At 55.6% G+C, this 22,615-nt stretch carries 27 protein-coding genes; 17 read left to right on the plus strand and 10 right to left on the minus strand.

The window, feature by feature from the left end; all coding sequences use genetic code 11:
- Positions 1–126: 126 nt before the first annotated feature.
- Positions 127–855, minus strand: coding sequence for an SDR family NAD(P)-dependent oxidoreductase (locus KZ498_RS22395; RefSeq protein ID WP_119713009.1), 729 nt, complete (start codon positions 853–855; stop codon positions 127–129).
- A 72-nt stretch (positions 856–927) separates the two neighbouring features.
- The gene (locus tag KZ498_RS22400) at positions 928–2,400 is read right to left on the minus strand and encodes an AarF/ABC1/UbiB kinase family protein (RefSeq protein ID WP_312621738.1); all 1,473 of its coding nucleotides are present in this window, start codon (positions 2,398–2,400) and stop codon (positions 928–930) included.
- Positions 2,401–2,815: 415 nt separating this feature from the next.
- Between KZ498_RS22400 and KZ498_RS22405 the strand changes: the two genes are divergently transcribed.
- Positions 2,816–3,136, plus strand: coding sequence for a YHS domain-containing protein (locus tag KZ498_RS22405; RefSeq protein WP_058365802.1), 321 nt, complete (start codon positions 2,816–2,818; stop codon positions 3,134–3,136).
- Positions 3,137–3,140: 4 nt separating this feature from the next.
- On the opposite strand, the gene KZ498_RS22410 is transcribed toward KZ498_RS22405, so the two are convergent.
- From KZ498_RS22410 to KZ498_RS22420, 3 genes are read right to left on the minus strand one after another with little or no spacing between them, the layout of a single operon-like run.
- Positions 3,141–4,073 carry an alpha/beta fold hydrolase gene (locus KZ498_RS22410; RefSeq protein ID WP_092893795.1) on the minus strand — a complete coding sequence of 311 codons (933 nt, stop codon included), beginning with the start codon at positions 4,071–4,073 and terminating at the stop codon, positions 3,141–3,143.
- A 27-nt stretch (positions 4,074–4,100) separates the two neighbouring features.
- Positions 4,101–4,376 carry a hypothetical protein gene (locus tag KZ498_RS22415; protein WP_211087819.1) on the minus strand — a complete coding sequence of 92 codons (276 nt, stop codon included), beginning with the start codon at positions 4,374–4,376 and terminating at the stop codon, positions 4,101–4,103.
- 3 nt (positions 4,377–4,379) lie between these two features.
- Positions 4,380–4,730, minus strand: a complete 351-nt coding sequence (locus KZ498_RS22420) for a winged helix-turn-helix domain-containing protein (protein ID WP_144927678.1) — start codon at positions 4,728–4,730, stop codon at positions 4,380–4,382.
- Between the two features lie 111 nt (positions 4,731–4,841).
- Between KZ498_RS22420 and KZ498_RS22425 the strand changes: the two genes are divergently transcribed.
- Positions 4,842–5,408, plus strand: coding sequence for a DoxX family protein (locus KZ498_RS22425; protein WP_220581175.1), 567 nt, complete (start codon positions 4,842–4,844; stop codon positions 5,406–5,408).
- 31 nt (positions 5,409–5,439) lie between these two features.
- A complete protein-coding gene (locus KZ498_RS22430; RefSeq protein ID WP_119712801.1) occupies positions 5,440–5,829 on the plus strand; it encodes an SHOCT domain-containing protein in 390 nt (129 codons plus the stop codon).
- A 118-nt stretch (positions 5,830–5,947) separates the two neighbouring features.
- On the opposite strand, the gene KZ498_RS22435 is transcribed toward KZ498_RS22430, so the two are convergent.
- On the minus strand, positions 5,948–6,241 hold the full coding sequence (locus KZ498_RS22435) for a PadR family transcriptional regulator (protein WP_119712802.1): 294 nt from the start codon (positions 6,239–6,241) through the stop codon (positions 5,948–5,950).
- Between the two features lie 127 nt (positions 6,242–6,368).
- Between KZ498_RS22435 and KZ498_RS22440 the strand changes: the two genes are divergently transcribed.
- Positions 6,369–6,536 (plus strand): DUF1931 domain-containing protein, encoded by a 168-nt coding sequence (locus KZ498_RS22440; protein WP_119712803.1) that lies wholly within the window; start codon positions 6,369–6,371, stop codon positions 6,534–6,536.
- Positions 6,537–6,616: 80 nt separating this feature from the next.
- The gene (locus KZ498_RS22445; protein WP_119712804.1) at positions 6,617–7,177 is read left to right on the plus strand and encodes a TATA-box-binding protein; all 561 of its coding nucleotides are present in this window, start codon (positions 6,617–6,619) and stop codon (positions 7,175–7,177) included.
- 272 nt (positions 7,178–7,449) lie between these two features.
- Here KZ498_RS22445 and KZ498_RS22450 read toward each other — a convergent pair whose 3' ends face one another.
- Positions 7,450–7,710, minus strand: coding sequence for an ArsR family transcriptional regulator (locus tag KZ498_RS22450; RefSeq protein ID WP_147374890.1), 261 nt, complete (start codon positions 7,708–7,710; stop codon positions 7,450–7,452).
- A 619-nt stretch (positions 7,711–8,329) separates the two neighbouring features.
- Here KZ498_RS22450 and KZ498_RS22455 point away from each other — a divergent pair.
- The 4 genes from KZ498_RS22455 to KZ498_RS22470 all read left to right on the plus strand — a co-directional run bounded on the left by KZ498_RS22455 (position 8,330) and on the right by KZ498_RS22470 (position 14,026).
- Positions 8,330–9,424, plus strand: coding sequence for a HAMP domain-containing sensor histidine kinase (locus KZ498_RS22455; RefSeq protein ID WP_312621758.1), 1,095 nt, complete (start codon positions 8,330–8,332; stop codon positions 9,422–9,424).
- A 115-nt stretch (positions 9,425–9,539) separates the two neighbouring features.
- Positions 9,540–10,133 (plus strand): class I SAM-dependent methyltransferase, encoded by a 594-nt coding sequence (locus KZ498_RS22460; protein WP_199708847.1) that lies wholly within the window; start codon positions 9,540–9,542, stop codon positions 10,131–10,133.
- Between the two features lie 272 nt (positions 10,134–10,405).
- Positions 10,406–11,626 (plus strand): competence protein CoiA, encoded by a 1,221-nt coding sequence (locus KZ498_RS22465; RefSeq protein WP_119712884.1) that lies wholly within the window; start codon positions 10,406–10,408, stop codon positions 11,624–11,626.
- A 123-nt stretch (positions 11,627–11,749) separates the two neighbouring features.
- Complete coding sequence (locus tag KZ498_RS22470) at positions 11,750–14,026, plus strand: DEAD/DEAH box helicase (protein ID WP_119712808.1); 2,277 nt, start codon at positions 11,750–11,752, stop codon at positions 14,024–14,026.
- A 53-nt stretch (positions 14,027–14,079) separates the two neighbouring features.
- Here the strand turns inward: KZ498_RS22470 and KZ498_RS22475 are convergent, their stop codons facing one another.
- Entirely contained in the window at positions 14,080–15,012 is a 933-nt protein-coding gene (locus KZ498_RS22475; protein WP_147374891.1) for a hypothetical protein, read from the minus strand.
- Positions 15,013–15,170: 158 nt separating this feature from the next.
- Here KZ498_RS22475 and KZ498_RS22480 point away from each other — a divergent pair, with 158 nt between their 5' ends.
- Positions 15,171–16,064: a hypothetical protein gene (locus tag KZ498_RS22480; RefSeq protein WP_147374892.1), complete on the plus strand. Its 894-nt coding sequence runs from the start codon at positions 15,171–15,173 to the stop codon at positions 16,062–16,064.
- Positions 16,065–16,275: 211 nt separating this feature from the next.
- On the opposite strand, the gene KZ498_RS22485 is transcribed toward KZ498_RS22480, so the two are convergent.
- Together KZ498_RS22485 and KZ498_RS22490 are read right to left on the minus strand one after the other, a co-directional pair.
- Positions 16,276–17,163 (minus strand): hypothetical protein, encoded by an 888-nt coding sequence (locus KZ498_RS22485; RefSeq protein WP_119712810.1) that lies wholly within the window; start codon positions 17,161–17,163, stop codon positions 16,276–16,278.
- Between the two features lie 53 nt (positions 17,164–17,216).
- Entirely contained in the window at positions 17,217–17,513 is a 297-nt protein-coding gene (locus KZ498_RS22490; RefSeq protein ID WP_119712811.1) for a PadR family transcriptional regulator, read from the minus strand.
- A 136-nt stretch (positions 17,514–17,649) separates the two neighbouring features.
- On the opposite strand from KZ498_RS22490, the gene KZ498_RS22495 reads away from it, so the two are divergent.
- The 7 genes from KZ498_RS22495 to KZ498_RS22525 all read left to right on the plus strand — a co-directional run bounded on the left by KZ498_RS22495 (position 17,650) and on the right by KZ498_RS22525 (position 22,615).
- Positions 17,650–17,817 carry a DUF1931 domain-containing protein gene (locus KZ498_RS22495; protein ID WP_119712812.1) on the plus strand — a complete coding sequence of 56 codons (168 nt, stop codon included), beginning with the start codon at positions 17,650–17,652 and terminating at the stop codon, positions 17,815–17,817.
- A gap of 76 nt (positions 17,818–17,893) precedes the next feature.
- Positions 17,894–18,946 carry an exodeoxyribonuclease VII large subunit gene (gene xseA / locus KZ498_RS22500; RefSeq protein WP_119712813.1) on the plus strand — a complete coding sequence of 351 codons (1,053 nt, stop codon included), beginning with the start codon at positions 17,894–17,896 and terminating at the stop codon, positions 18,944–18,946.
- 2 nt (positions 18,947–18,948) lie between these two features.
- Positions 18,949–19,131, plus strand: coding sequence for an exodeoxyribonuclease VII small subunit (xseB, locus tag KZ498_RS22505; protein ID WP_119712814.1), 183 nt, complete (start codon positions 18,949–18,951; stop codon positions 19,129–19,131).
- A gap of 202 nt (positions 19,132–19,333) precedes the next feature.
- On the plus strand, positions 19,334–19,582 hold the full coding sequence (locus KZ498_RS22510; RefSeq protein WP_095637961.1) for a hypothetical protein: 249 nt from the start codon (positions 19,334–19,336) through the stop codon (positions 19,580–19,582).
- 6 nt (positions 19,583–19,588) lie between these two features.
- Positions 19,589–20,011 (plus strand): hypothetical protein, encoded by a 423-nt coding sequence (locus KZ498_RS22515; RefSeq protein ID WP_277524655.1) that lies wholly within the window; start codon positions 19,589–19,591, stop codon positions 20,009–20,011.
- Between the two features lie 28 nt (positions 20,012–20,039).
- Complete coding sequence (locus KZ498_RS22520) at positions 20,040–21,776, plus strand: hypothetical protein (protein WP_312621772.1); 1,737 nt, start codon at positions 20,040–20,042, stop codon at positions 21,774–21,776.
- A 2-nt stretch (positions 21,777–21,778) separates the two neighbouring features.
- Positions 21,779–22,615: a hypothetical protein gene (locus tag KZ498_RS22525; RefSeq protein WP_312621773.1), complete on the plus strand. Its 837-nt coding sequence runs from the start codon at positions 21,779–21,781 to the stop codon at positions 22,613–22,615.

Here is a 22,615-nt window from a genome sequence, read left to right on the forward strand (position 1 = left end):
TAGAAGCATCTCAGGGAGTTACGGTGCTTGCCTTCGGTAGATAGTAGCACGTTTTGCGCTGCTACTATCCGACTGGTCTCCCGCGTAATGTTGGAACCAAGTGTGGTGAATGTGCGACCGTAGTTACTAGTGGGCAGTCCAGCCTCCGTCGACAGGAATGTTTGTGCCTGTGATGTACGTCGCCTCATCAGAGGCGAGAAACATCGCAATGCCGCCGATCTCCTCGGGTTCGGCCACTCGCTGCATGGGTGTCTCGTCTCGGACGAACTCGTAGAACTGTTCCTGGTCGAGGTAGTCGTCTGTCATCGGCGTTTCAACGAATCCAGGGCAGATACTATTGACACGTATCCCTTCTGTGGCGTAGTCGATGGCGAGCTCTCGTGTGAAATTCACGACACCACCTTTTGCTGCCGAATAGGCAGGTGATCCAGGACCACCAACGAGGCCATAAATCGACGCGACATTAATGATGCACCCCTCACTGTCTTTGAGATACGGGATCGCCGCCCGCGAGCCGTACATAACCCCCGTGAGATTAATTTGAATGACCGTATCCCACTCTTCGAGCGACATTTCTTCGATGGACCCTACTTGGCCAATTCCAGCGTTGTTTACGATTGCGTCAAGCTGTCCGTATTCGTCAACCGTACTGTTGACGAGGGTCTCTACCTGCTCATACTCCGTGACGTCACATTGGTGGAATTCACAGCCGAGTTCTTCGGCAGTCTCTCGGCCGGTTTCTTCCGTGCGACCTGCGATAACGACTTCGGCTCCGTAATCAATGTACTTCGAAGCAATTGCTTTGCCGATCCCGGTTGCACCACCAGTGATGATCGCAACTTTATCTTTGAGCATATCAGGTACTTCGCATAGACGCCACAAAATAGTTTGAGGCGTCGTGGAGGTACTCCGTATTCGAGATATCAGTTATCGACGCTGTTGCCTTGATGAATGAATGAATAAAATGGTGAAGCCGAGTGCGACGACGACCCCAACAGTAGCAGAGATCTGACTTACGGATAATGCGAGACCACTCGCTACAAATGTTCCTCCTGCGAGGATGGCGTACCCGATCGAACGAGTCTGCCGTCGTTGGCTCTGTGCGATCTCCTGAGGTATCACTGTGCGTTCCTGTTCTCGTGCGTCCAGTTCACGATCCAATTTCGTGGGTAGCCGGAGGAGGGCCCAGAGGGAGGTTTCGATGTCAGACTGAGCTTCGGCGAGTTTCATCCGGGCTGCTCGCTGGAGGAAGCCGTGTTCACGGAGGAACGCCTGCGCAGCTGCGAGGATATTGAACTCGGGATCGAGCTGTCTAAGAACACCTTCACCGATCGATCCCACCCGAATGACTAACATCACGTCTGGCGGGATACGAAACGGAAACTCTCGGAGCATTCCGACGACCACGTCGATTATCTGCTGCCAGTTCACATCACCACTCCCTTCGAGGTCATCGATAACTAACTCGAGAACGTGGCCGACGGCGGCCCTGTCGGCGTCGGGATCGAGTGCACCAAGGGCGACAAGTTCGTCGATGAGGGATTCGACATCCCGGTTGACAGCGGCCAGATAGAGGTTGATCACGCTCGCTTGCATCGCCGGCGTGAACCGACCGCTCATCCCGAAGTCGTAGAAGACGATGCGGCCATCATCGTCGACAGCGAGATTTCCAGGATGGGGATCGCCGTGGTACACACCGTGATCGAGTCCCATCGTGAAGTAGGCATTCGCCACTCGTCGGGCGACGTTCTCCGGATCGTAGCCCTTCGCTTCGAGTTCCTCGAGGTCAGTAACCTTCGTTCCCTCGGCGTACTCCATGGTGAGGACACGTTCGGAGCAGACGTCACGAAACACGCGTGGGATCGTAACGGTCTCATTCTCGTCGGCAGCGAAATTTTCCCGAATCTCCTCCATCATCTGGGCCTCTCGCTCGAAGTCCAGTTCCTCCAGAATGATGCGCTCAAAGTCGTCCGCCATGTTCCGGAGTGAGAAACTGAACCGATCAGGTGCGAGAAACAATGCAAGGGGAACGAGGCGACGAATAATGCGCAGATCGGTCTCGATGAGGTCCTTGATTCCGGGGCGTCTTACTTTCACGACCACCTGTTTTCCCTGATAGGTCGCCCGATAGACCTGTGCTAGCGATCCGCCGGCGATGGGTTCGGGATCGAAGTCGTCGTACGAGTGATACCCGACGTCTTCGGCGAGAGCCGGAATCATCTCGCGATACGGACCCGCCGGAATCGCATCTTGGAGCACTGCGAACTCCTCCGCGTACACTTGCGGAACGAGATCTGGGCGCGTCGAGAGAACTTGGCCGATCTTTACGAACGTCGGCCCAAGGTTGAGCATCGCCTCCCGTAGACGGCGGGCACGCTGCTCGTGCTGGTCCCGTGGCACAGTGCGTGACCCACCGACGATCAGAAACCGATGCCGATCACGGAGAAAGCGTAGGATGAACGGGGTGAACGTCCCAAGAATACGAATTAGACGGAGAAGAAATCGAACCATGGGCGTTGTCATAGAGTTCTTCCGACGGCCCTTAATACGTGCCCGTCGACCTACTTCGAAATACCCAATCGGCTTGGAGACGGATCTGTGAACAGAATGCCGAGGGATCCCGTCTGCGGTATGCAACTCAGAGTTGACGAAGCGGTAGCTTCAGTCCGGCACGACCAGGTGACGTACTATCTCTGTAGCGAAGAATGTCGACAGCGCTTCGAGAAACAGCCCGCAGTATACACCGAGTAGGGAGCCTACGCACAGTAGCAAATGGCCGACTGACGTTTATGGAAGGGCGAGGCGTACTGCCAGTATGCCAGTTGAGTCGGTCTGCGGTATGGAAGCCAGCGACTCAAGCGAAATCACCGCCGATTTCGAGGGGACGACGTTCTACTTCTGTTCGTCCGACTGTCGTGATTTCTTCGAAGAGCACCCGAAGCGATTCGTCGACGAGCCACGACCCCACCTCTGTGATGCGAGTGGCGTAATGGTACCGCGCTTGCACTACGGCCGCGCCGTCGGTGAGTTCAACCTGACGGTCGCCGACCCGGAATTGCTGAGCGTCGGTCTCGAGGACGATACCGACCTTCAGTTCGATCTCGAACGGGCGAATAAAGCAGCAGAACGATCGTGATTCCTTAGCGAACTTCGGATACTTCGCTACCGTTTTCGTCGACCGATTCTCGAACCGTCATTTCCAAATCCCGGTCCTCTCGAACCGTCTTGATGAGTGCTTCAAGCAGACTGTTATACGCATTCGGGCGCTCAATCATAGCGACGTGACCGGTACGCTGTAGCCTGCAGAAAACGCTCTCAGGAATCCGCCTCGCGGTTCCGCGTGCCCGCTCGATGGGAACAATACCGTCGGCTGGTCCGTGGATGACGAGCGTTGGGGCATCGACTCGCTCAATATCGAGGCGACCGTCGTACCCCCAGAAGGCCTCGGTGACAGTCGTCCACGCTGAGCGACGGTGGGGAAGTGGGTTCGATTGCAGGAAATCTTCGACAACGGCACGTGACGTCCCTTCGTGGAAGCCTACGCTGTAGGCTAACTGCCGTATGAGCGCGTCGTTCGCGGGAATCTTGTAGAGTTGTAGTGCGAGAAACAGTCGTAAGAGCGGTTTCTCCCACGTGGGTGTTAGGTCGTGGTCACCCCCAGCATGCAAAACGAGCCCGGCCGTCGGGTTGCGCTTCGCGTACTCGATTGCGAGGGCGGTACCATAACTGTGGCCGTGGACGATAGGGCACTCGATGTCGAGTTCATCGAGGAGATTCGCGAGATCGGAAACATGTCCCGAAAGGGTCTGCTCTTGGCGTGTGGTCGATTCTCCGTTGCCGGCGAGCGCGTACGTGACTAGTTTGTGCCTCCCTTTAAAAGCGTCAAGCTGTGGGTACGGATTCCAAAGTGACCCGAGACCACCGTGGACAAATACGATTGCTGGGTCTGGACCAGGAAGATGCAGTGTCTCCAGTGTGACTGATTCTGACACCTGAATGGGTGTCGATTCTGGGACCGACTCTCGAACATCGTCGAACTTGACGTATCCCAGAGGGAAGTCAGATGAGGACATACCGAAACACTTTGTCGAGTGGGATATTCAGGGATTCGGCGCATAGAGCGCATACAGGATGGAAAGCATTCCCGCCGCCGCGACTAGTGCAGCCACGAGACCCGCCTGAAAGATCGATACCTGGAGCAGTTCGAATAGAACTCCTTCAAGGAGTCCACCGAGGCCAATTAGTGCGAACCCAAGGGCGACGTAGAGCATCAGCTGTGTTCCGTGGCGTTGGTAGCCGCGATAGGCTTGGTACGCGATAACCAGAGCCAACGCGGTCATGAACAACTTGGCGATGACGAATAATGTGTGTTCCATGAATCAGTCTCCCCGCATGTTTTCAAAGATGGAGGTGATCCGGTCCGCGGGATCCGGCCGGACATCGATCTGGATGTCAAACCCCTCGTCTTGGAGGAGGACTTCGATACGTTCGAGACGTGCCTCATACTCCCGATAGTGCCGACCAGCGGGATCGACGTGCGTGTACTCTTCGAGAAGTCCTTGCTCGACGAGTGTGTTGACGCGACGAGAGACGGTTGGGCGTGACATATCGCATTCCTCGCTGAGTTCTTTTGCAGAGAGTCGGTCCGTGTTCGTCGCCACGAGAATATCGCGAGCGTACTCGTCGTCGAGTGTGGCAAAGACGGCTGGTGGGCTCAACTCCTCAGTCACACTCGCATACTCGTCCTAGTGGGGTAAAATAGCCGCCCGGTTTTCTGACTCAGAACACTGGCTCACCGGTATATCGTCTCTCCCTGCCTACACTCACTCGGTGAAGTAACAATGTCTACGATTCCCTCTGGAGTCAACCAGCTAGAGAGCAAGGTCGGCGGACTGACCATCGGTGGTCGTGTCCACAGCCTGAGCGCATGGTTCGTGCTCGCGCTACGGCTCATGATGGGCTACGCGTTTGCGTACTCGGGATTCACGAAGATCGTTGCCGCCGAGCCGTTCTCGGCGGGTGGCTATCTGGCGAACGTCGCGGCGACCAACGGCAACCCCCTCGCGGGTATGTTCGCGTGGATGGGGTCGACCCCGTGGTTCGTCGAGTTCGCGAACGTCGCTGTCCCGTGGGGCGAGCTGTTCATCGGTCTCGGACTGCTCGTCGGTGCCGTCGTCCGCCTCGCGGCGTTCTTCGGCGCGCTCATGATGCTCATGTTCTACTTCGGGAACTGGGACATCGCCCACGGCGTCATCAACGGTGACTTCGCGTACATGCTCGTGTTCCTCGCGGTTGCGGCGTTCGGTGCGGGCCGCATCCTCGGGCTCGACCAGTACATCGAACAGTACGAGGTCGGCGGCGAGGCGCTCGTCGAGCGCTACCCCGTCCTCGAGTACATCCTCGGCTAACCCACGCCGAACCATTTCAGGAGAAATACACATGACAAACTCAATTCAACCACGCGGTACTCGATCCCTCGGACTGATCGTCGTCGGTGCGCTGACGGTCGCGGTTATCGGGGGTATGGCCCTGACGCACGCAGCCGTCCCGGACGCGGTGATGTGGGATTGGCACTACGGAATGTGGGACGACGGACACATGACCGGCTGGGGACTATGGGGATGGGGGATGATGCTGTTCGGCCTCCTCTGGATGGCCCTCATCATCGGTCTTCCCATCTACTTCGTCTACTGGCTGGTGGCTCGATCTCAGACTGACGGACCCGCTGAGGATAGAGCCCTCGTGGCTCTCCGTGAGCAGTACGCCCGCGGTGAGATCGACGACGAAGAATTCGAACGCCGCCGTGGCCGCCTCACGGCGAATCGCTGACGTACGTCGCTCCCGAAGAGGAGAGATACTACCGACATCATCCGAGATGGAAATCACGCCCATCGCGGATTTTCAGATGATTCATAGACAATGGGGTAGCTGATCTGTACGAGAGAACCTACGCAGGCGCAGACTCACCAATCTCGATGTACTGACGTTCCCACTCACGGCGGGCTTCGATTTCACGGCGGCCGCGACGCGTGAGGGTATAGACATTCGTCCGCCGGTCTTTCTCGCCTTTCTCGACGAGGCCCTTCTCGACGAGTGTATCGAGGTTCGGGTAGAGTCGCCCGTGATGGATTTCTTTCTCGTAGTACTCCTCGAGTTCCTGCTTGATGGCGAGATCGTGGGGCTCTTGGAGGCTGGCGATCACGTACAGGAGGTCGCGCTGGAACCCGGTCAGGTCGTACATCGTCCCGCTAACTGATACGAAGCGCTATCGCATCCGTCTGTTGCCCCTCAGAGGGCAGTACAACCCCACAGACACCGAATCAGATACCTGTATGTTTATACAGAGGACGGGAGAACAATCGCTGCGTATGGCAGACCTGATCGTCAAATCAGCCGTGAAAGAAGCGCTCAACGACCACAACGTCTCGGCCGATTTCTACGACGCCCTCGATGAGGAAGTTGCTGACCTGCTTGACGACGCCGCGAAGCGGGCTGAGGCCAACGACCGGAAGACGGTCCAGCCTCGCGACCTCTAACGCGGCCAGCGCCAATACCCGGGGCGCATTCTCGATAGTGCGACCGGTCTTTAAGAGCGGCGTGTGAACTATGTAGTGATATGGGTACGCTCACAGAGTCGGTTGACATCGAGAACGTGGTCGCATCGACCGGTATTGGCCAGGAACTCGATCTCGAAACCCTCGCAGACGACCTCCGGGCAACCAAGTACGACCCCGATCACTTCCCCGGCCTCGTCTATCGCATGCAGGACCCCAAGGCCGCGGCCCTCATCTTCCGCTCGGGGAAGATCGTCTGCACCGGCGCCAAAAGCGTCGCCGATGTTACGGCTGCGCTCGAACAGGTCTTCGACGAACTTCGGGGCTTGGGTATTCAGGTCGATGACTCACCTGAGATTGAGATTCAAAACATCGTCTCGAGTGCGGATCTCGACCACACACTCAATTTGAATGCGATTGCGATCGGCCTTGGTCTCGAGCACATCGAGTACGAACCAGAGCAGTTTCCTGGTCTCGTCTACCGGCTCGACGAGCCGTCTGTTGTCGCACTGCTGTTCGGGAGCGGGAAGCTCGTCATTACAGGTGGGAAACGGATTGAGGATGCCGAACAAGCCCTCGAGGTGATCGAGGACCAGCTCACCGAGCTCGGCTTGCTCGGGTAACCGAGTATCGCATATGGCGAACAGTAAATTTGCTCCTTCTAACGATCTGCGTCTGGTTGAGTTCGTGATCGAGACCGATAGAAGTGAATTCACAGAATCATTCTCCCCGATGTCCGGATCGGCTGAAGGCACCGTATAATGATATTTTCGGCTGGACGTCTACTCTTTCGCTCGTTACAGAAGGTCGTAAGATGGAGCTATACAGCAATCAAAATACCCCGAGTGCAGAGTGTAAGACGGCTGGAAGAGTGCTCTATCGTGGAGCAGTCTGCTTAGTAGTTGTCTGGATCAAATGTCCGGAGTGACGTGATCTCGGCGTCGGTCAGTTCACCCTGGAGATATCGGCGTCCGAGCTCCGTAATTGCGTAATAGCCGGCTGTATCATTCGTCCGCTCGACGAGGCCCGCCGCACTGAGCGTTCGCATTCGCCGGCGGACGTGGCCCGCAGATTTCCCGATGTTCGTCGCGATGAGTGAGGGCGACTGCTCGAAGTCCGACTGTTCGTGCCCGGCGAGATATTCGAGCGCAATCATATCAACGCGAGTCAACCACGGGATTCGGGGGCGCATCCCGGGAGTCGAACGCGAAACCTGTGGTTAGTAGCATCGAAACCCCATGATGGAGATATTATATGAGTGTATTTAGATAACGATATAAGGATTCATTAGCCATGAGTCTGATAGTACTGCGATAGTGAGCCAGGATATTCTCCGTGAAACCATCGCTTTCGGCGTTCGCCCGCGCTCGGTTCATACCTCGCCTGATACGAAGATGAGGATACTCCATAACCAATCGCAGTGCCGGGTCAAGACTTCTCGGAGTGAGACAAAATGATGAGGGGACAACCAACACTCTCGACTGAACCGCTCGGAGCGGTGGAACTCAGAACGCATGGATGCCCACATTGCGGTGCAACAGCGACTGTTCGTCTCGTCGGACCGCAGTCAGCTGAGGCATCACCCTGTGGCCATACACTCCCACCAGCCGCATTTGATGAGTTAGAGGACGAAACATGAAGACAATCCCACTCCAGAGGTGGTCACACGAGCCGTTCCTGAGACTAGTCAAGCTGACCCCTTCTTTGAGAGAAATTCGAAGAGTTGACGTTGGACTCTCAAAACAGCTTGAAACAACTATCTGAAAGCTTAGACCATGTCCCTCTCATTGTCTCCAACGCGATATCTGAACCTCCGTACTTGGAGTGCCGTGCCCATCGGAGCGTTCGGTATCATTCACCTCATCGGTAGTGCAGTCGCGTTCCTCTTCAGTTCACAACAACCAGCGATTCATTTGCTGTTCTTCGGTATCCCCGGCACGATAATTCTTGGCGGCGCGTACTGGGTGAACCAGAGCCATCTGTCACCCGCCCGGTATCGGCGGATCGCTGGCTGGATGGCCATCACTGCCATCGGAATTGCCCTCGTTCCGCTACTGATGATCGCCAGTACGTCGATTACTATCGATTCACCTCCATTAGCAATTGTCATAGCGACAGGTGTCGGGGGATTCGGTGGACTCCTCGCAGGTATCAACGAAGCCCTCGCTATCGAACGAGCCCGCGATGCCGAACGGGAACGCCTTGCCAAAGACCACGCTGAAGAGCAACGCGAACGACTTGAGCAACTCAACCATCTCCTTCGACATGACCTGGCGAACGACCTCACCGTCATTCGTGGCCGGACTGAGCTGCTATTAGACGATGTCGACGGGGAAACCGCAACTGAGCTCGAAACGGTCATCCGACAAACTGACGCCGCCATCGAGCTCATCCAGAACGTCAGAGCGTATCTCGAGGCCACACGCAATGACGAAGACACGTTGACCACAAAGAGCCTCTCGACTGTCCTCGAACAGGAAGTGACTTCGCTTCAGTCAGCCTATCCAGAAGTACACGTCGAGACTGACATCCCCGCTGGTGTCACTGTTCGTGCCGACGCATTGCTCCCGTCCGTGTTCAGCAATCTACTACGGAATGCTGTCGTTCACAACCCCAGCACTCCACCAGAAATCCATGTCGCCGTCGCGCGGGAGGATGCAACGGCGACGGTTCGCATCACCGATAACGGACCAGGCATTCCGGACCACGTTCTCGAGAATCTGTTCGAGGCGGCTGACCAGGGTGATCACGGCTTCGGCCTCTACCTCGTGAAAACTCTCACCGAACGATACGGCGGCTCGGTCACTGTCGAAGCGACCAGTGACGAGGGAACTACAATCGCTGTCACGTTACCACGGCAGATAGCGTAAGTTGTGCTGGGACTGGGAGCGAATCCACCACTCACTGGCTCCGACGAGTCGGTCGTACGTGTCAGCGATGATTCTTGGGACCTTTATTCATCAGTACAGCCTATTCATCGTACCGATGACCGACACAGAAATCGAGTCTCACGGCTACTCTCCGATGGACTACGATGTGGATAGCGAGAATGACGAGGTGTACCAGCGGTGCCTGTCCTATCTTCTCACCCACGCACCGATCAACCGCAACGATACCGTGGTAGATATCGGGACGGGAACCGGTATCGTCGCGCTCGAACTCGCGTCGGAGTGTGACCACGTGGTCGGACGGGACATCTCCGACGAGTGGCTCCAGTACGCCCGAGAGAAGGCCGAGCAACGCGGTGTCGAGAACGTCTCGTTCGACCATGGGTCGTTCCGTGAGCCCAACGTCGACGAACCGGTCGATGTCGTCGTTGCAAGCTACGCGCTGTATATGGCCTACGACGAAGGTGGTGAGGACGAATTACGTGCAGCCATTGACGGACTCGCGACCGTGAACCCGCGGTGTATAGTGGTGGCCGACAAAATGCACTTCGGGCCCACGCAGACCTCAAACGATTACGAAACACTGCCACCGATTGGGACCGTCGCCAATCTCCTCGCAGGTGCAGGCTTCACGCTCACGGATGTCGAAATCATCAGTGAGTCAGTTGGCGTCCTCATCGCCACCCGGTAGCACCAGTTGATCTCAGCGGCAATCTACCGAAGCGTAGATCGGTATTGAAATCAGCACAGGTACTATCCCGTAACCCACTGCTGAATCCCTATGTGAGATAGTAAGTTCTCAACTAAGAGTCAGTATCAGCGGATCCAGGCTGTCTCTCCTCTGATTAGAACGTGGCCTGTCTGTCTCTACCGACTGGTACTTAATACGGCATCCTCCTTCTCTTCTGAAACTCTGGAACAGCGGAACGTTCAAGCAGACCACGTATTTTGTTTCAGTTGACCGTGCCGTTCAGAGCACTCGACGACGGGAAGATTGTCACCCCTACAGAGGTCGACGATCAGGAACCCGTCGAATGTCCTGAGTGCCGAGGTATCCTTTATCCTCGCGACGGCGACCACCGTGCCCGCCACTTCTATCACGCAGCCGACGACGCAACTGAGTCCTGTTCAAAGGCGAGCCAGGGAGAATCAGATACCCACGCTCGCTGTACGGCACTGGCGGTCGCTACGCTTGCTGACCAATATCCGAATGCAGCACGCGTCGGGGCTGAAATCACAATCGACGCGACAGGGACGCCGACAACCCCCGAGACTCGACGGGCCGACGCCCTCGTTGAGTTCAATGAGGAAAACCCCTTCTTCGGAGGCGGCCTCATCATCGAGGTTCAACACAAGCACCACAGCAAGGACATCGAAGGGACCACCCACGATTACCTTTCAGCGGGGTACTCAGTCGCGTGGTTGGAGTCTGAAGACTTTGGTGACGAGCAGCTGGACTACCAGGTCGCCGATAACGCGTTCCGAGCCGACGACGGTCGTGCTTTCACCATCCGTGAGTACGACCCGTGGAAGTTCGACACTCGTGTTGAAGCGAATCTCGACTGGAAGGAGGAATCTCGAGGCTGCCATTTCGTCGAAGAATACGGGAGCCACAATTGGAGCCAAGTACCAGGATATGCGCATCCGGATGGGTACGAATACGAATACTGCTGGTGGTGCGGATCACGCCGGCGGTACGATCATGAACTAACCAGGTTCGTATACGACTACGAGGGGGTGCTCGCACCAGAGGTCGACATCGAAGTTCTTCGTGACGCTGTTATTCCCTATCCCGATGTTGCGGACGATTTTGACGACTGGAAGAACGGCGACTCGTTCGGTCGTGGAAGATCGTTTGAGGGTGCATTAGCAAACCGTACCGATGTCGCACCGTGTCGCGGACCACACGGCATTCACGAATGGAGGAGAAAGAAAGTCATCAAACGAAGGTACGATGATCGCGTCGACGTCGCGCTCTGGAAATGCCAGCACTGCCCTGTTCACCTTCTCACGAACCACACCGGGCAGGGGGAGACGGAGGCGGCAATGTTGTTCGGAAAAGCTCCAAACCCGGATTGGGGATTGGACCACCTAAATGGAAATCCACGAAAGTGTAACAACCGATCTCACCACGAACAAGCGGACTGGGACTATTGCCCAGACTGCTTTCAGATAGAACCATAGGGATGGTAGTCAGAAGTAGAGAAAATTAGCTCAGAGATCGAGGTAATGCACCTCTCATCAGGGAGATTAGCCTAACAGTGCGTTGCCCGTGTTTTATACTACGGTAGCGTATCTTCCTCGACTATGGAGGCCTACTTGGATTCAGTTACCGAGTCATTTCTTGAAGGCGACCATCAGCTCTCTCAGCTGTCTGTCTCTACGTCTGTGATCGAGTCCGATGATTCTTGGAACCTCGAGGAACCGATTCCAGTCGGAGAGATCATCAATGCCTTTCGCGTCCAAAAGACACTGGTTCAGCAAGGTGGTCAGGTATTTATTCCTCTCCACGAGGATGATTCGGCAGAGCTGACTGGAGAATATCTTATTTATCGCCGAGAAACTGACGAGACCCTACTTAGTGAGGATTCTGACCCACATGAGCTACACTTTCTGAATGCTAACACGGGCGGGGATGATTTCCGAGAGATCAGAGAGGCTGCATTGACGTATCTAGCGTATCGAATGCGGTTCTGGCACTCTAGTTATTCGCCATCTGAGCTACCCTCATACTTGCCTTCTGAGTATTTCGATGATCGTCCGCCACAACCACCACGGGAACTCTCGGCTGTTGATCCCCTATCGGATGATGAATATGATGACTTTATCGACGCAACGGAGCAGGCGATGGCGAATGAGTTGGAGGCGGAACGACGGTCTGTCTGGGACTCCAATAGAGGAATGTCTATCGATAGACTGCAGCGGGAACAAGGCGGAGATGGAATCGCTTCTGCGGGATACTCCCGTTTAGCTGAGGATCGTATTTCTGTTTCAGCACCAGGGTCTGGAACGCACCGTAATCCAGTCCAATCGACTTACGGAATCCACGAGGGCAACATTGTCGGGGTTGCGTCAGGTGGTGATTCGAATTCGCCGGTCGTACCGGGCATCGTTACGCGTGTCGGGTTGAGTGATTTCAACATAGAGCTTGACTGGGAGGCGACAACTCGGACTTCTCAAGCGAAGGATGATCTCCGACGGGCAGACCGGGTTTCTGTTGCGATCCTCGACCGAAATATTGCTTTCCAGCGCGAGCGTTCGGCTTTCCGACAGATGGCCGACTCCAGTTCGGGCAAGCAGCTTCTAGCAGGTGATTCATCTCTCTCGTTCGATGCACCCTTATCGGTTTCACTGAATACTTCGCTCGAATTGAATTCCTACCAGCGTCGGGCAGCGATTAATGCTCTTCGAGCAGAGGATGCGTACTGTATTCATGGGCCACCAGGAACAGGAAAGACCCGAACACTAACAGCGGTCATCCAGTCCGCAGTCGAGTCGGGGGAACGTATCTTAGTCTGTGCACACTCAAATCAAGCAGTAGATAATCTGATCGCTGGAGAGAGCAGTCCGGATAACCCTGACGAGGAGTCTCTCCACGGGATAATCCAAGCAGAAGGATACCGAATGGCACGAATCGGCCGGCGAGACCAAATCACGTCTCGAGTTGTTTCCACCCACTATGCAGATGAAGAGACGGACCGGGCTCAGATTGTTGCAACGACGACCAACAGCGCAGATCGACTTGATCTGGCCCGATTTAGCTTAATTGTGGTTGATGAGGCAACGCAGGCGAGTATCCCGGCAACTGCAGTCCCATTTCAGCTTGGATCAAAGTTTGTGTTGGCTGGCGACCATAAGCAGCTCCCGCCGTACCATTCTGCTGAAACCGCGTCAGATGAAGCGTTCTATCCGTCATTGTTTGAGCATATATTGGACCGATTCGGAGACGATGCAAAAACCACACTTAGAAGGCAATACCGAATGCACGAATCTATCGCCAATTTCTCTAATAAGGAGTTCTACGATGGACTTTTGCTCCACGGTGAACCGAACAGATCGGCGACTATCTCCGGGTTACAACCTCTAGTTGGAATAAATATCTCCAACCCGGAATCTAATCAAGGGAATTCACGTGAAAATCCATCCGAGGCGGAGGTAGTCGTTGCACAAGTTCAGAGATCACTGAACGCCGGAGTTGATGCAAGTGACGTTGGAGTGATCACGCCATATACTGGTCAGAAAGGTCTCGTAGAGAGTGAGCTGGCTTCAGAATTTGATGCAGATACAGCAGAGAAAATCAAGGTGCAAACCATTGACTCCTTCCAAGGAGGTCAACGAGAGGTAATCATTGTCTCTTTTACGGTGAGTAATGATCGGAACAACTCTGGGTTCTTGGCGTTCCCAAATGAGGGGCCTCGTAGATTGAACGTTGCACTCACTCGTGCAAAGAAGCGACTCGTATTAGTTGGTGATTGGGATACACTCTCCTCAATCGCTCCCCACCGCGATACTTCTACAAGTTGTGCCGATCTGTATCGTCGTCTCTTGGACTATATCCATGAGCAAGGTAGGATGGTCGGGTAGACTATCTCTGAAAACGAATACCACAAATTAGTGCCATATGCCGATATGGGGAGCTACATTGGCTCTTCTACTTGGAGACTCATCGTAATTAGATGCTCTAAGGTCTGGATTGAGTAGACATCTGTAGAACTGGACTGCTCTATTGCTTCTGACATCGGTTCTGCTATAGTTTGTCCGCCTTCTCGCCCCATAATCAGGTTGTAGACAAGATTCAAAATCACCTTCGACATCTGCTTGCACACCTCACTGTTCACATGGTAGAGGTTCAACTCAGCGTCGTAATGTCGGTTCCCCAGCGATTCCGTTTGGAGTCTAAGAAAAAAGAAGCCCCATTGGTCCTGCTGTACAGCTTCCATGTCGTCTATTAGGTCTTCAACCTCGGTATCCAACTGTCCGAAAAGCCCCTCTTCCCAAAGCCACTCAATATCCGCCATCGTGACTGATAGAACGCGAAATCCGTGCTTCAAATCATTCAGTAGCGGTCGGAATCCTCGCCAAAAATTGAGGGCGGCATTCGCAGCTGCGATATGTAGGTCGGGATCTTCAACGAAGTCTAATTCATTTGTTTCCTCGTCGTAGACTGCGGAACACCCTAAGAACTCTCGTGCGATCATCTCCCGGTCTGTTGCATCTATTTCATCGATGACCTGCTCAAACTCAATTAGATCCTCCGGCTCCTCCGCTAAGCGGCTAACTGAAACCATCTCGCCGTCATCAATTTCAACTGTAAGCTCATCAAGGACACTGGCGATATCCCGTGTATAGGTATCCTCTTTCACCATCATCCAGGGCTGCTCTGGATTCCGAGCATTCACCGCGAACAGGTGGGCATATAGATCGGATAACTGAGCTAGAATATAGAGCGAGTCCATTCCGTCGTAGCGATTGTAGGGGTTGAGTTTCTTGATTCGGTTATCCCAGTAACCGAATGCGAAATTGCGACGCCATAAGTCTGCCAACGGGTTCTCCAAATCGAGTTCCTTCATATTGACCTCCTTGAGGTAGCCAGGACCAAAGGATATCGAAAAGTGACTATCCAACCTCTGCCTCTTGGTGTGAATACGATCCCCTGTCAGATTTGCAATCAGGCGAATCCACATACTCCCAAAGGTATACAATCGACACGGGAACAATTTGAGTTGTTATGGGAAACAGCCCTCTTGAGGATAGACCAACGTCCCTAGGTGGCTATGGTAGTATTGTCCCCTATCATGCTCCGATGACATATGATCCCCTTCGTGGTGATGAAGGGGTTGTTGTCCATTTCCCTACAGAGGGTTACGAATCTCCGGATCAGATACTGGATCGACTGACTCGGGCATCCCAAATGATCGATGTCAGCACAGATCCGGGGAGCCTCTATTACACAGCCATTTGCAAGAATTTCTCTTGGTATGGGACGGGGGTTGAGAATCTTCAGAGCGATCTACAATCCTCTTGGGAGCTTTCTGAGGCTCTACGAGACACATTAGAGGAGCGCCATAGCGCAGACCTCGAGATTCACAGGCCGTGCTTTGTGATCCTCGCTCCTACCCGCTACGGGATTTTCTGGTCTACGCTACGCGGATTCAAAGACAGAGACGAAAATGGGAAAGACTACGAAACTGTGTATGACCGCCAAGCTGGCGTTTTGATGGAAAACCCGGTGCTCTCTTGGCCTGCATTAGAAGACCTCGTTGACTCTGATGGACCAATCCCCCTTGTCACGACGGACGTAGAGACTGCAAATCGGAATGGCAACGATCGGCCTCTAGAAGAAGTAATCCCCATTAATCATGAGCGAACTGGTGATGCAGATATTCTAGCTGCGAAAAACCTGTATGAGAGCCAGGACGGGAGCTCAAGCCAAGAAATTCGGGAGGCAATCGACAGGACTGATCGTCTAACCTATCGAGTTAATGGCGGAACAATCGGATTCGAGAAAGAACGGGAATTCCGAGCAGAGGGTCTGTCGTTGCTACGTCCAAAGGATATCACGCTTGGGGGATGGCCAGTCGTAATCGGTACACCGACTTGTAAGGCCATCTCTGACGCCTAACTACAGGTTTCGCAGAATGGGTTCCAATCCCACTCGAAAGTTGAATTGAGGTAGAGTAACAGAGATCAGCACTAGGTTTATACCGCTTGGCAGACTCCTTTCCAGTATGAGTCTCGAAGAGACGGTTGACTACCTCGCTGAGGAATTTGACCTCGAGCGAAGTGAACACGTCCGTGAGGTTGGTCAGTCGGTCGCCGAGCTTCGCGACTGATCAGAACATTTCTCTGAAGTCCCGTTCGACGAGTCCGTCCTCCAGATACGTGATGAACTCTTGTTTCGTCGGTCCTTGACAGTCGAGCAGATCGTCCCGCTCTGCACGTTTGAGGACTGCCTCCGCGAAGTCCGTACAGTGGGATTCATGCTGCTCAGCGTACTTCGACAGGGCTTCTCGCCAGTGCATATCCAGCTCGAACTCGGCTAATCGGATTTGGATCCCATCTTTCCGTTCGACGAGGTCGACGTCCAACTCTTCGAGTTGCTTGAAACGGAGGTTGTTCCGGCGGACCGTGATGAGCCGTTTGGAATCGACGATATAGGGATCGACCCACTCTCGCCAGGAATCGTCGTCGACGTGCGTTCGTGGCATCTCAAAATCCGGGTCCACACTCTCAATACAGAACTGCAGCATCGCGATGCCAGTTCGATGATTCGCATTCGGGAGGGAATGACGGAGGATCAAATTCGACATCACCTCTCCAGAGACGGTCGGAAGTGGTGCTCCCCAGGAGACGTGATCGAGTGCCTGCTGGACCTTTTGCGGTTCGAACTCCTTGTAGAGCCGGAACTCATCCTCATCTCGAACATCGACCGCGGCTTCGAGCAACTCTACTAATCGGAATGCGACAACCTGCCCAGCACGGGGGAGGTCACGAATACGGTCGCTCAGCCATTCCTGATCGAAGTCGATGTCTTGGGCAGATTCGATCTCTGAATCGCCTTCGTAGAGCACATAGACTGGAGCTTCGAAGGGGTACCCGATGAGCTTTGTCGACTCGTCAGATTGCTCTCGCTGAGACCGGATTTCTGCTACCGATGCCGAGCTATATTTGAGTGAGAAATTCTCGGCCTGTGGGTGGTGATAGAAGACGAGCCGAGCCATCTTACTGTGGATTCGTGGGAAGTGGGTAAAGCAGTCCCGCTTTTATAATGATTCTACGACGGAGTGGGTGCGTTCACGTCTTCTAAATACTGACTTTCCCACTCACGTCGCGCCTCGATCTCCCGCAATCCGCGTTGCGTGACCGTGTACACGTTCGTCCGCTTGTCGAGTTCACCCTTCTCGAGCAGTCCTTTCTCGACGAGGTCGTCGAGATTCGGATAGAGGCGGCCGTGGTTGATTTCCTGTTCGTAATAGTCGTCGAGTTCGTCCTTGATTGCGAGCCCGTGTGGTTCCTCGAGCCCGGTGGTTACGTACAAGATGTCCCGCTGGAACCCAGTCAGATCGTGCATCTGTCTGTTTCCCGTTTTTGAGGGGTGGCATATGTTTTCTCTGGTACTCAGAGGCGAATATCCGATACGACAGGGTGGAAATTCCACTTATGAACTTCGAACATTTATATAGCGGACAAGAGAAGTCCGCGATGGAATGTCTGACCTAATCGTCAAAGCAGCCGTGAAGGACGCACTCTCGGACCACAACGTCTCGGCAGATTTCTACGACGCCCTCAACGAAGAGGTCGCCGGACTGCTCGACGACGCCGCAGAGCGTGCCGAAGCGAATGACCGGAAGACGGTCCAGCCCCGCGACCTGTAGGCCCGCTTAGCGTAGCCAACCCCCGTCACTCGAACGTAGCTTTTTGAGGTTCCTGTACAGAAGTTAGGAAACGGAGATGGCGGACGCACCGGATACCGAACGGCAGGCGGTCGACCCCGACGCGAAAGAGGTTCTCAGCGTGTCACAGCTAAACGACCGGATCGCGTCGGTCGTCCAGGACACGCCTGCCCTCAACGGCGTCCGTTGTATTGGCGAAGTCACTGACCTCCACCAGAACAGTACGGCGCTTTACTTCACGCTCACCGACGGCGGCGCCGAGCTCCCCTGTATGATCTGGGCGAACCGCTACCGGGAGATGGACGTCGATCTCGAGGACGGGACTGAAGTCATCCTCGAAGGCGATATCGATTACTGGACCGAAGGTGGGAAAATCGACCTCAAACCGTGGAAGGTGATCGTCGTCGGCGACGGCGATCAAGCAGCTGCTGTCGAACGACTGCGAAGTGAACTCGAAGAGCGTGGCTGGTTCGACGACGAGCAGAAACAGCGCCCGCCGGCGTTCCCAGAGCGGGTTGGGGTCGTAACCTCCCTCCGTGGCGATGCCCGCTATGACATCCAGAACGCGATTCACGAACAGGACCCTACCGTCGACATCCTGGTGAAGGACGCCACCGTCCAGGGGTCGGAGGCGCCCACGTCCATCGCGAACGGCATCCATCATCTGGACCGCTCCGAGGACGTCGACTCAATCATCGTCGGCCGTGGCGGCGGGAGTGATTCGAACCTCCAGGCGTTCAACACCGAGCGGGTCGCGGAAGCTATCTTCACCGCGAACACCCCGACCGTCACGGCGATCGGGCATACTGACGACCGGTTAATCGCAGATCAGGTCGCGGATGTGGCAACGATCACGCCGACGGCCGCTGGCGAGTATATCGTGAATTCCCGCGAGGAGTTCTTCGCGGGCGAGGTCAAGCCGCTGGCACAGCAACTCGACGCTGCGTACGAAACCTTCCAGCAGGAGCACGAACATGAACGAGAGCTTGCTGAAGCAGTCGACGAGGCGGCCGTACCCGAGGGCCTCCCGCCGGTCTACTACAAGGCCGCAATCGCTGTGCTGTTGTTGCTGTTGTTGGCCATCACTGGGCTTTGGTTGGGGGTGATCTAAGCGTGGCAAACGACCAAGAGATCCACGACCGGCTGGCCCGTGTCGAAGAAATCATTGAGCAGCTCGATGCGGACGAGTGTGACCTCGATGAAGGGACAAGGCTCCACGAGGAAGGTCAGGAACTCTTGGCCGAGGTGCGAGAAATCCTCGACAACGGGCGTGGAGAGGTCGTGGAACTCGAGTAGAGGCCATCCTAACCTTAACCAACAGACAACGGCATCTAACCCCGTTGTTGGTTAACGGTACCTTTGCAAGGTGAACGGACTCTCCGGTTATAATTTACTTTAGATTTTTGCGCCAGTTGGTGGCCAGAAAGCATATACCGATCTTCTAGCTATCGCACCACCATGGACCGGGGCTCAACCGGTGCATACCCACCCCGCACATATGATCACACGGGCAGTCACCATCGAAGACATCGATGATCTGTATCTGACGTGGAACAGCCATATCAACGGTTCCGCCCTCTATCGCCGCGCCCTCCGAGACGAGATGGAGCTTCGCGACGTCGACCCTGACGAGCTTCGAGATCTCTTCGAACGGGCCCGCGAACAGGGCTACACGAAAGAAGAAATCGTCGAAGAGACCAATCGCTACGCCGATCTCAAAGCACTCGTCGACGACGCAGAGGAGTAACCCGCTATGTCACAGGACAATACGCCCTCCGAGACAGCTTCGAATCGCGCCGACAGCCAGTCCACGGCGGCGAGTAGGATCCCCAGACAGGCCACGCTCATCGTGGTCTTCTTGAGCCTGTTCGCTGTGGAACCCGCCGCCGCACAGACGAACGCCGTCTGTAGCGCGGACAACCTCCCGGGTATGATTGAGGGCTTCTTCCAGCTTACCACAGCGCTGGGTATTGTCGGCCTCGCAGTCGTGTGGCAGGCCGACTCCCTCATCGAGATGTTCACGATCACGCCCGACCAGAAGAAGGGACTCAAGCGCCACAAGCGCTCCGCGATGAAGTCTGCGGTCGTCCTCGTCGCCCTCGGACCACTCTACACCGTCGCTGGGTCGATGATGAACCTCCCGCTGGCGCAGTGCGTCGACCTCGCCCCCTGGTAGACGACTACCATCCCCGTCGCGAGCCCCCATGAAACAACGAGAGCTCTCCGTGCTAATGGCCGCCCTGTTCGTGACGAGTTTAGTCACAGGTCTCGTCACTGCAAGCCCGCCACGGCCAGGCACGGAGGGAAATGGGCTCACTGAGAATGAATCAGCGACGCTGTGGTCTCGCGACGCGGACAACTACATCACCCAGGAAGAGTACCAGCAGCGCTACGGCGAGAGTCGGACCGCGATGCACCAGCTCGCAAACGGGACGGACATCACGTTCACGCGCCCGCCGGCGACAGCTGCAACGTGGACGCGAAACGATTTCGCTGATCTCGAAGCCGGTGGGTCGGATACGTCCGTGCATCCGCGCCACGCGTCGCTCGAAGATGGCGTGTTTATCGAGGACGCCCACGCCACGGTGTTCGCAGTACAGCCGTCGACGCGAGGTCACTTGGAGTCGGGTGACACACCGCTCTATATCGCGCCGAACGGCACGATGCGGGGGTTCGTCGACTATCGCGTTCGCGTCCCGAACGGAAGCTCTTCGGGGAACACGACGATCGAGTGGTCGCTCACGAGCAACGAGGTCGAGGAGGTTCGATTGCAGAAGGACGGCGAAACCATCGTCGAGCGCGACGGCTCGCACACGCCGGCCCTCGACTACCAGATCGAGGATGACTGGAGTGCAAACCTCACGCTTGAAGCCGAGATCAGCGTCCGGTTGAAGAAGACCACGCGAATCGACCGAGGCGACGAGACCGATGTCGAGGTCACGTACCGAACCGAATCGCTCAACGTCTCGGATTCGATCGCCGTCGAGATCTACGACCTCTCGGCGTACCCCTACTACGCCGAGTACCCCAATGGTGACGCCGGTCTGGCTATCTTCCAGTCCAGACCGTGGCAGGGGTACACGCTCACGGAAAATGGAAGCGCACGAGTGCGTGGCGTCTGGCGGTTCTACACCGCACGGAACACCAACTGGGATACACTCGTCAGGTCGAACCGGACCGACAGCGCCACCGTCGAGTCTGACGCGATTCCGGTCTATGTTCACGCGTATCCGTCGCGAATTGGCCCGCGTGCCGAACCAGTTCGCGATGGCCCAGAGATCATCGACACCTGGGGCACTGACCGACCGTCTCCGGACGGCACTCTCGGTGAGAACATCAACATCGACATCGTCAACCAGTCGTACACGACGACGTACGGTGTTGCGGTTCGCGCCGAGAGCGTCGACCGCGACGCGCTCCAGGTAGCGGGGATCGTGCGGGGTGTGAACGCCTCAATTGTGGCACCTGACGCTGGCTCTGAGCGGCAACTCCGGCGCAGTAATCTGACTGTTGAGGTTCTCCAGCAGAACGAAAGTCAGGCCACACTCCGCATCGAACTCCGAGACAACGAGACCGGCGCACCAATCGTGCTCAGCGATCCCGACCGACGATATCCAATTGGCGGGAGCACTCGCAACGGCTACATCACCATCGCGGAGCAACGTGTCGAGACCAACGCCTCCGGGGTGGCGATTGTGACGATCGACGAGCCGGGCATCTACACGGCTCGGTACCATCCGGGTTCGTGGCTCGGGCACGACCCCGCGTATGTGAGTGCGACGGCAACTGCTCGGTGGCATCCGCTCGGCACCATCGACGGTTGGTTCGCGTTCATTTTCGAGGTCGGCTGGCAGCTCATCCCGTTTATTGTGATGTTCTACGCAGGCAAGCGGATCCTCCGAATGCTCGGTCCAGAAGACATCTTCCAACGGAACCCATAGTCATGACTAGAAACCACCCACACATCAGTCGGCGAACCGCCCTCCGAACAGTCGCAGGTGCTGCCCTCGTAAGCGTCGCTGGCTGTCTGAACGACAATGGCGGTTCTGGGACGCCTGGTGACGGAACGACCTCTCCAGATGGCAACGGCCCACTCACACGTGTCGCTGTCGAGGGAACCACACTCGTCGTCGAACTCTCCGGAGAGGCCGACATCGACCAAGTCAATCTTATCCAACCGAACGGCGAGCTATTCGGGAAGCGTGACGTAGCCGCAGGTGCTCAGCAGGTCTCATTCGAGATTGGCACCGCGTATGCGCCCGGTGAGTACCGCGTACTCGCGTTGAAAGGCGAGGAGACAGTAGTTGAGACCACGACTGAACTCCGTCCAGAGATTCAGATACAGGATGTCGGACTCTATCGGAATAATCCAGATAAGCCGTGGGACGAAGTCTATGGTGAATCCGAGACAGACCGGATCAAGAATGGCGAGGCATTCGTCACGGTAGAGAACACAGGAAGCGGTCCGGAAGCGATAACTGAACTAATCTTCTCCGGGGACGTTCCCAATCCAATTGAGAACCCCAGAGGCAGTGGAATGCACGAAACCGACCGGGTAGTAGTCTCCCCTGGTGAGACGGCCGACCTGTTCAGTAGTTCGTTTCCGTTCGGTACAGAAACTGAGGACGGGATGGGATGCTCCCCAGAAGGGAATAGTGGCCAGTTTACTGTTATCGTTGAGACACGGGTCGGTGGAAATCAGGTCTCAAGCACCTACAACGTTCAATACACTGGTTCCGACGATATGACTGATTGTGAGGTCACGATCACTGAGGTATAA

This window comes from Haloarcula sp. 1CSR25-25 (genome assembly GCF_032027985.1).
GTDB lineage: Archaea > Halobacteriota > Halobacteria > Halobacteriales > Haloarculaceae > Haloarcula.

Bases quoted from the DNA above. Each gene is read 5' to 3' on its own strand.
- KZ498_RS22430 (WP_119712801.1), top strand. From the start codon at position 5,440: ATGACAAACTCAATTCAACCACGCGGTACTCGATCCCTCGGACTGATC.
- KZ498_RS22525 (WP_312621773.1), top strand. From the start codon at position 21,779: ATGACTAGAAACCACCCACACATCAGTCGGCGAACCGCCCTCCGAACA.
- KZ498_RS22510 (WP_095637961.1), top strand. From the start codon at position 19,334: ATGATCACACGGGCAGTCACCATCGAAGACATCGATGATCTGTATCTG.
- KZ498_RS22455 (WP_312621758.1), top strand. From the start codon at position 8,330: ATGTCCCTCTCATTGTCTCCAACGCGATATCTGAACCTCCGTACTTGG.
- KZ498_RS22405 (WP_058365802.1), top strand. From the start codon at position 2,816: ATGCCAGTTGAGTCGGTCTGCGGTATGGAAGCCAGCGACTCAAGCGAA.
- KZ498_RS22450 (WP_147374890.1), bottom strand. From the start codon at position 7,710: ATGATTGCGCTCGAATATCTCGCCGGGCACGAACAGTCGGACTTCGAG.
- KZ498_RS22470 (WP_119712808.1), top strand. From the start codon at position 11,750: ATGGAGGCCTACTTGGATTCAGTTACCGAGTCATTTCTTGAAGGCGAC.
- KZ498_RS22475 (WP_147374891.1), bottom strand. From the start codon at position 15,012: ATGAAGGAACTCGATTTGGAGAACCCGTTGGCAGACTTATGGCGTCGC.
- KZ498_RS22520 (WP_312621772.1), top strand. From the start codon at position 20,040: ATGAAACAACGAGAGCTCTCCGTGCTAATGGCCGCCCTGTTCGTGACG.
- KZ498_RS22460 (WP_199708847.1), top strand. From the start codon at position 9,540: ATGACCGACACAGAAATCGAGTCTCACGGCTACTCTCCGATGGACTAC.
- KZ498_RS22515 (WP_277524655.1), top strand. From the start codon at position 19,589: ATGTCACAGGACAATACGCCCTCCGAGACAGCTTCGAATCGCGCCGAC.
- KZ498_RS22415 (WP_211087819.1), bottom strand. From the start codon at position 4,376: ATGGAACACACATTATTCGTCATCGCCAAGTTGTTCATGACCGCGTTG.
- KZ498_RS22395 (WP_119713009.1), bottom strand. From the start codon at position 855: ATGCTCAAAGATAAAGTTGCGATCATCACTGGTGGTGCAACCGGGATC.
- KZ498_RS22440 (WP_119712803.1), top strand. From the start codon at position 6,369: ATGGCAGACCTGATCGTCAAATCAGCCGTGAAAGAAGCGCTCAACGAC.
- xseA (WP_119712813.1), top strand. From the start codon at position 17,894: ATGGCGGACGCACCGGATACCGAACGGCAGGCGGTCGACCCCGACGCG.
- KZ498_RS22480 (WP_147374892.1), top strand. From the start codon at position 15,171: ATGGGAAACAGCCCTCTTGAGGATAGACCAACGTCCCTAGGTGGCTAT.
- KZ498_RS22410 (WP_092893795.1), bottom strand. From the start codon at position 4,073: ATGTCCTCATCTGACTTCCCTCTGGGATACGTCAAGTTCGACGATGTT.
- KZ498_RS22445 (WP_119712804.1), top strand. From the start codon at position 6,617: ATGGGTACGCTCACAGAGTCGGTTGACATCGAGAACGTGGTCGCATCG.
- KZ498_RS22425 (WP_220581175.1), top strand. From the start codon at position 4,842: ATGTCTACGATTCCCTCTGGAGTCAACCAGCTAGAGAGCAAGGTCGGC.
- KZ498_RS22435 (WP_119712802.1), bottom strand. From the start codon at position 6,241: ATGTACGACCTGACCGGGTTCCAGCGCGACCTCCTGTACGTGATCGCC.
- KZ498_RS22495 (WP_119712812.1), top strand. From the start codon at position 17,650: ATGTCTGACCTAATCGTCAAAGCAGCCGTGAAGGACGCACTCTCGGAC.
- KZ498_RS22490 (WP_119712811.1), bottom strand. From the start codon at position 17,513: ATGCACGATCTGACTGGGTTCCAGCGGGACATCTTGTACGTAACCACC.
- KZ498_RS22485 (WP_119712810.1), bottom strand. From the start codon at position 17,163: ATGGCTCGGCTCGTCTTCTATCACCACCCACAGGCCGAGAATTTCTCA.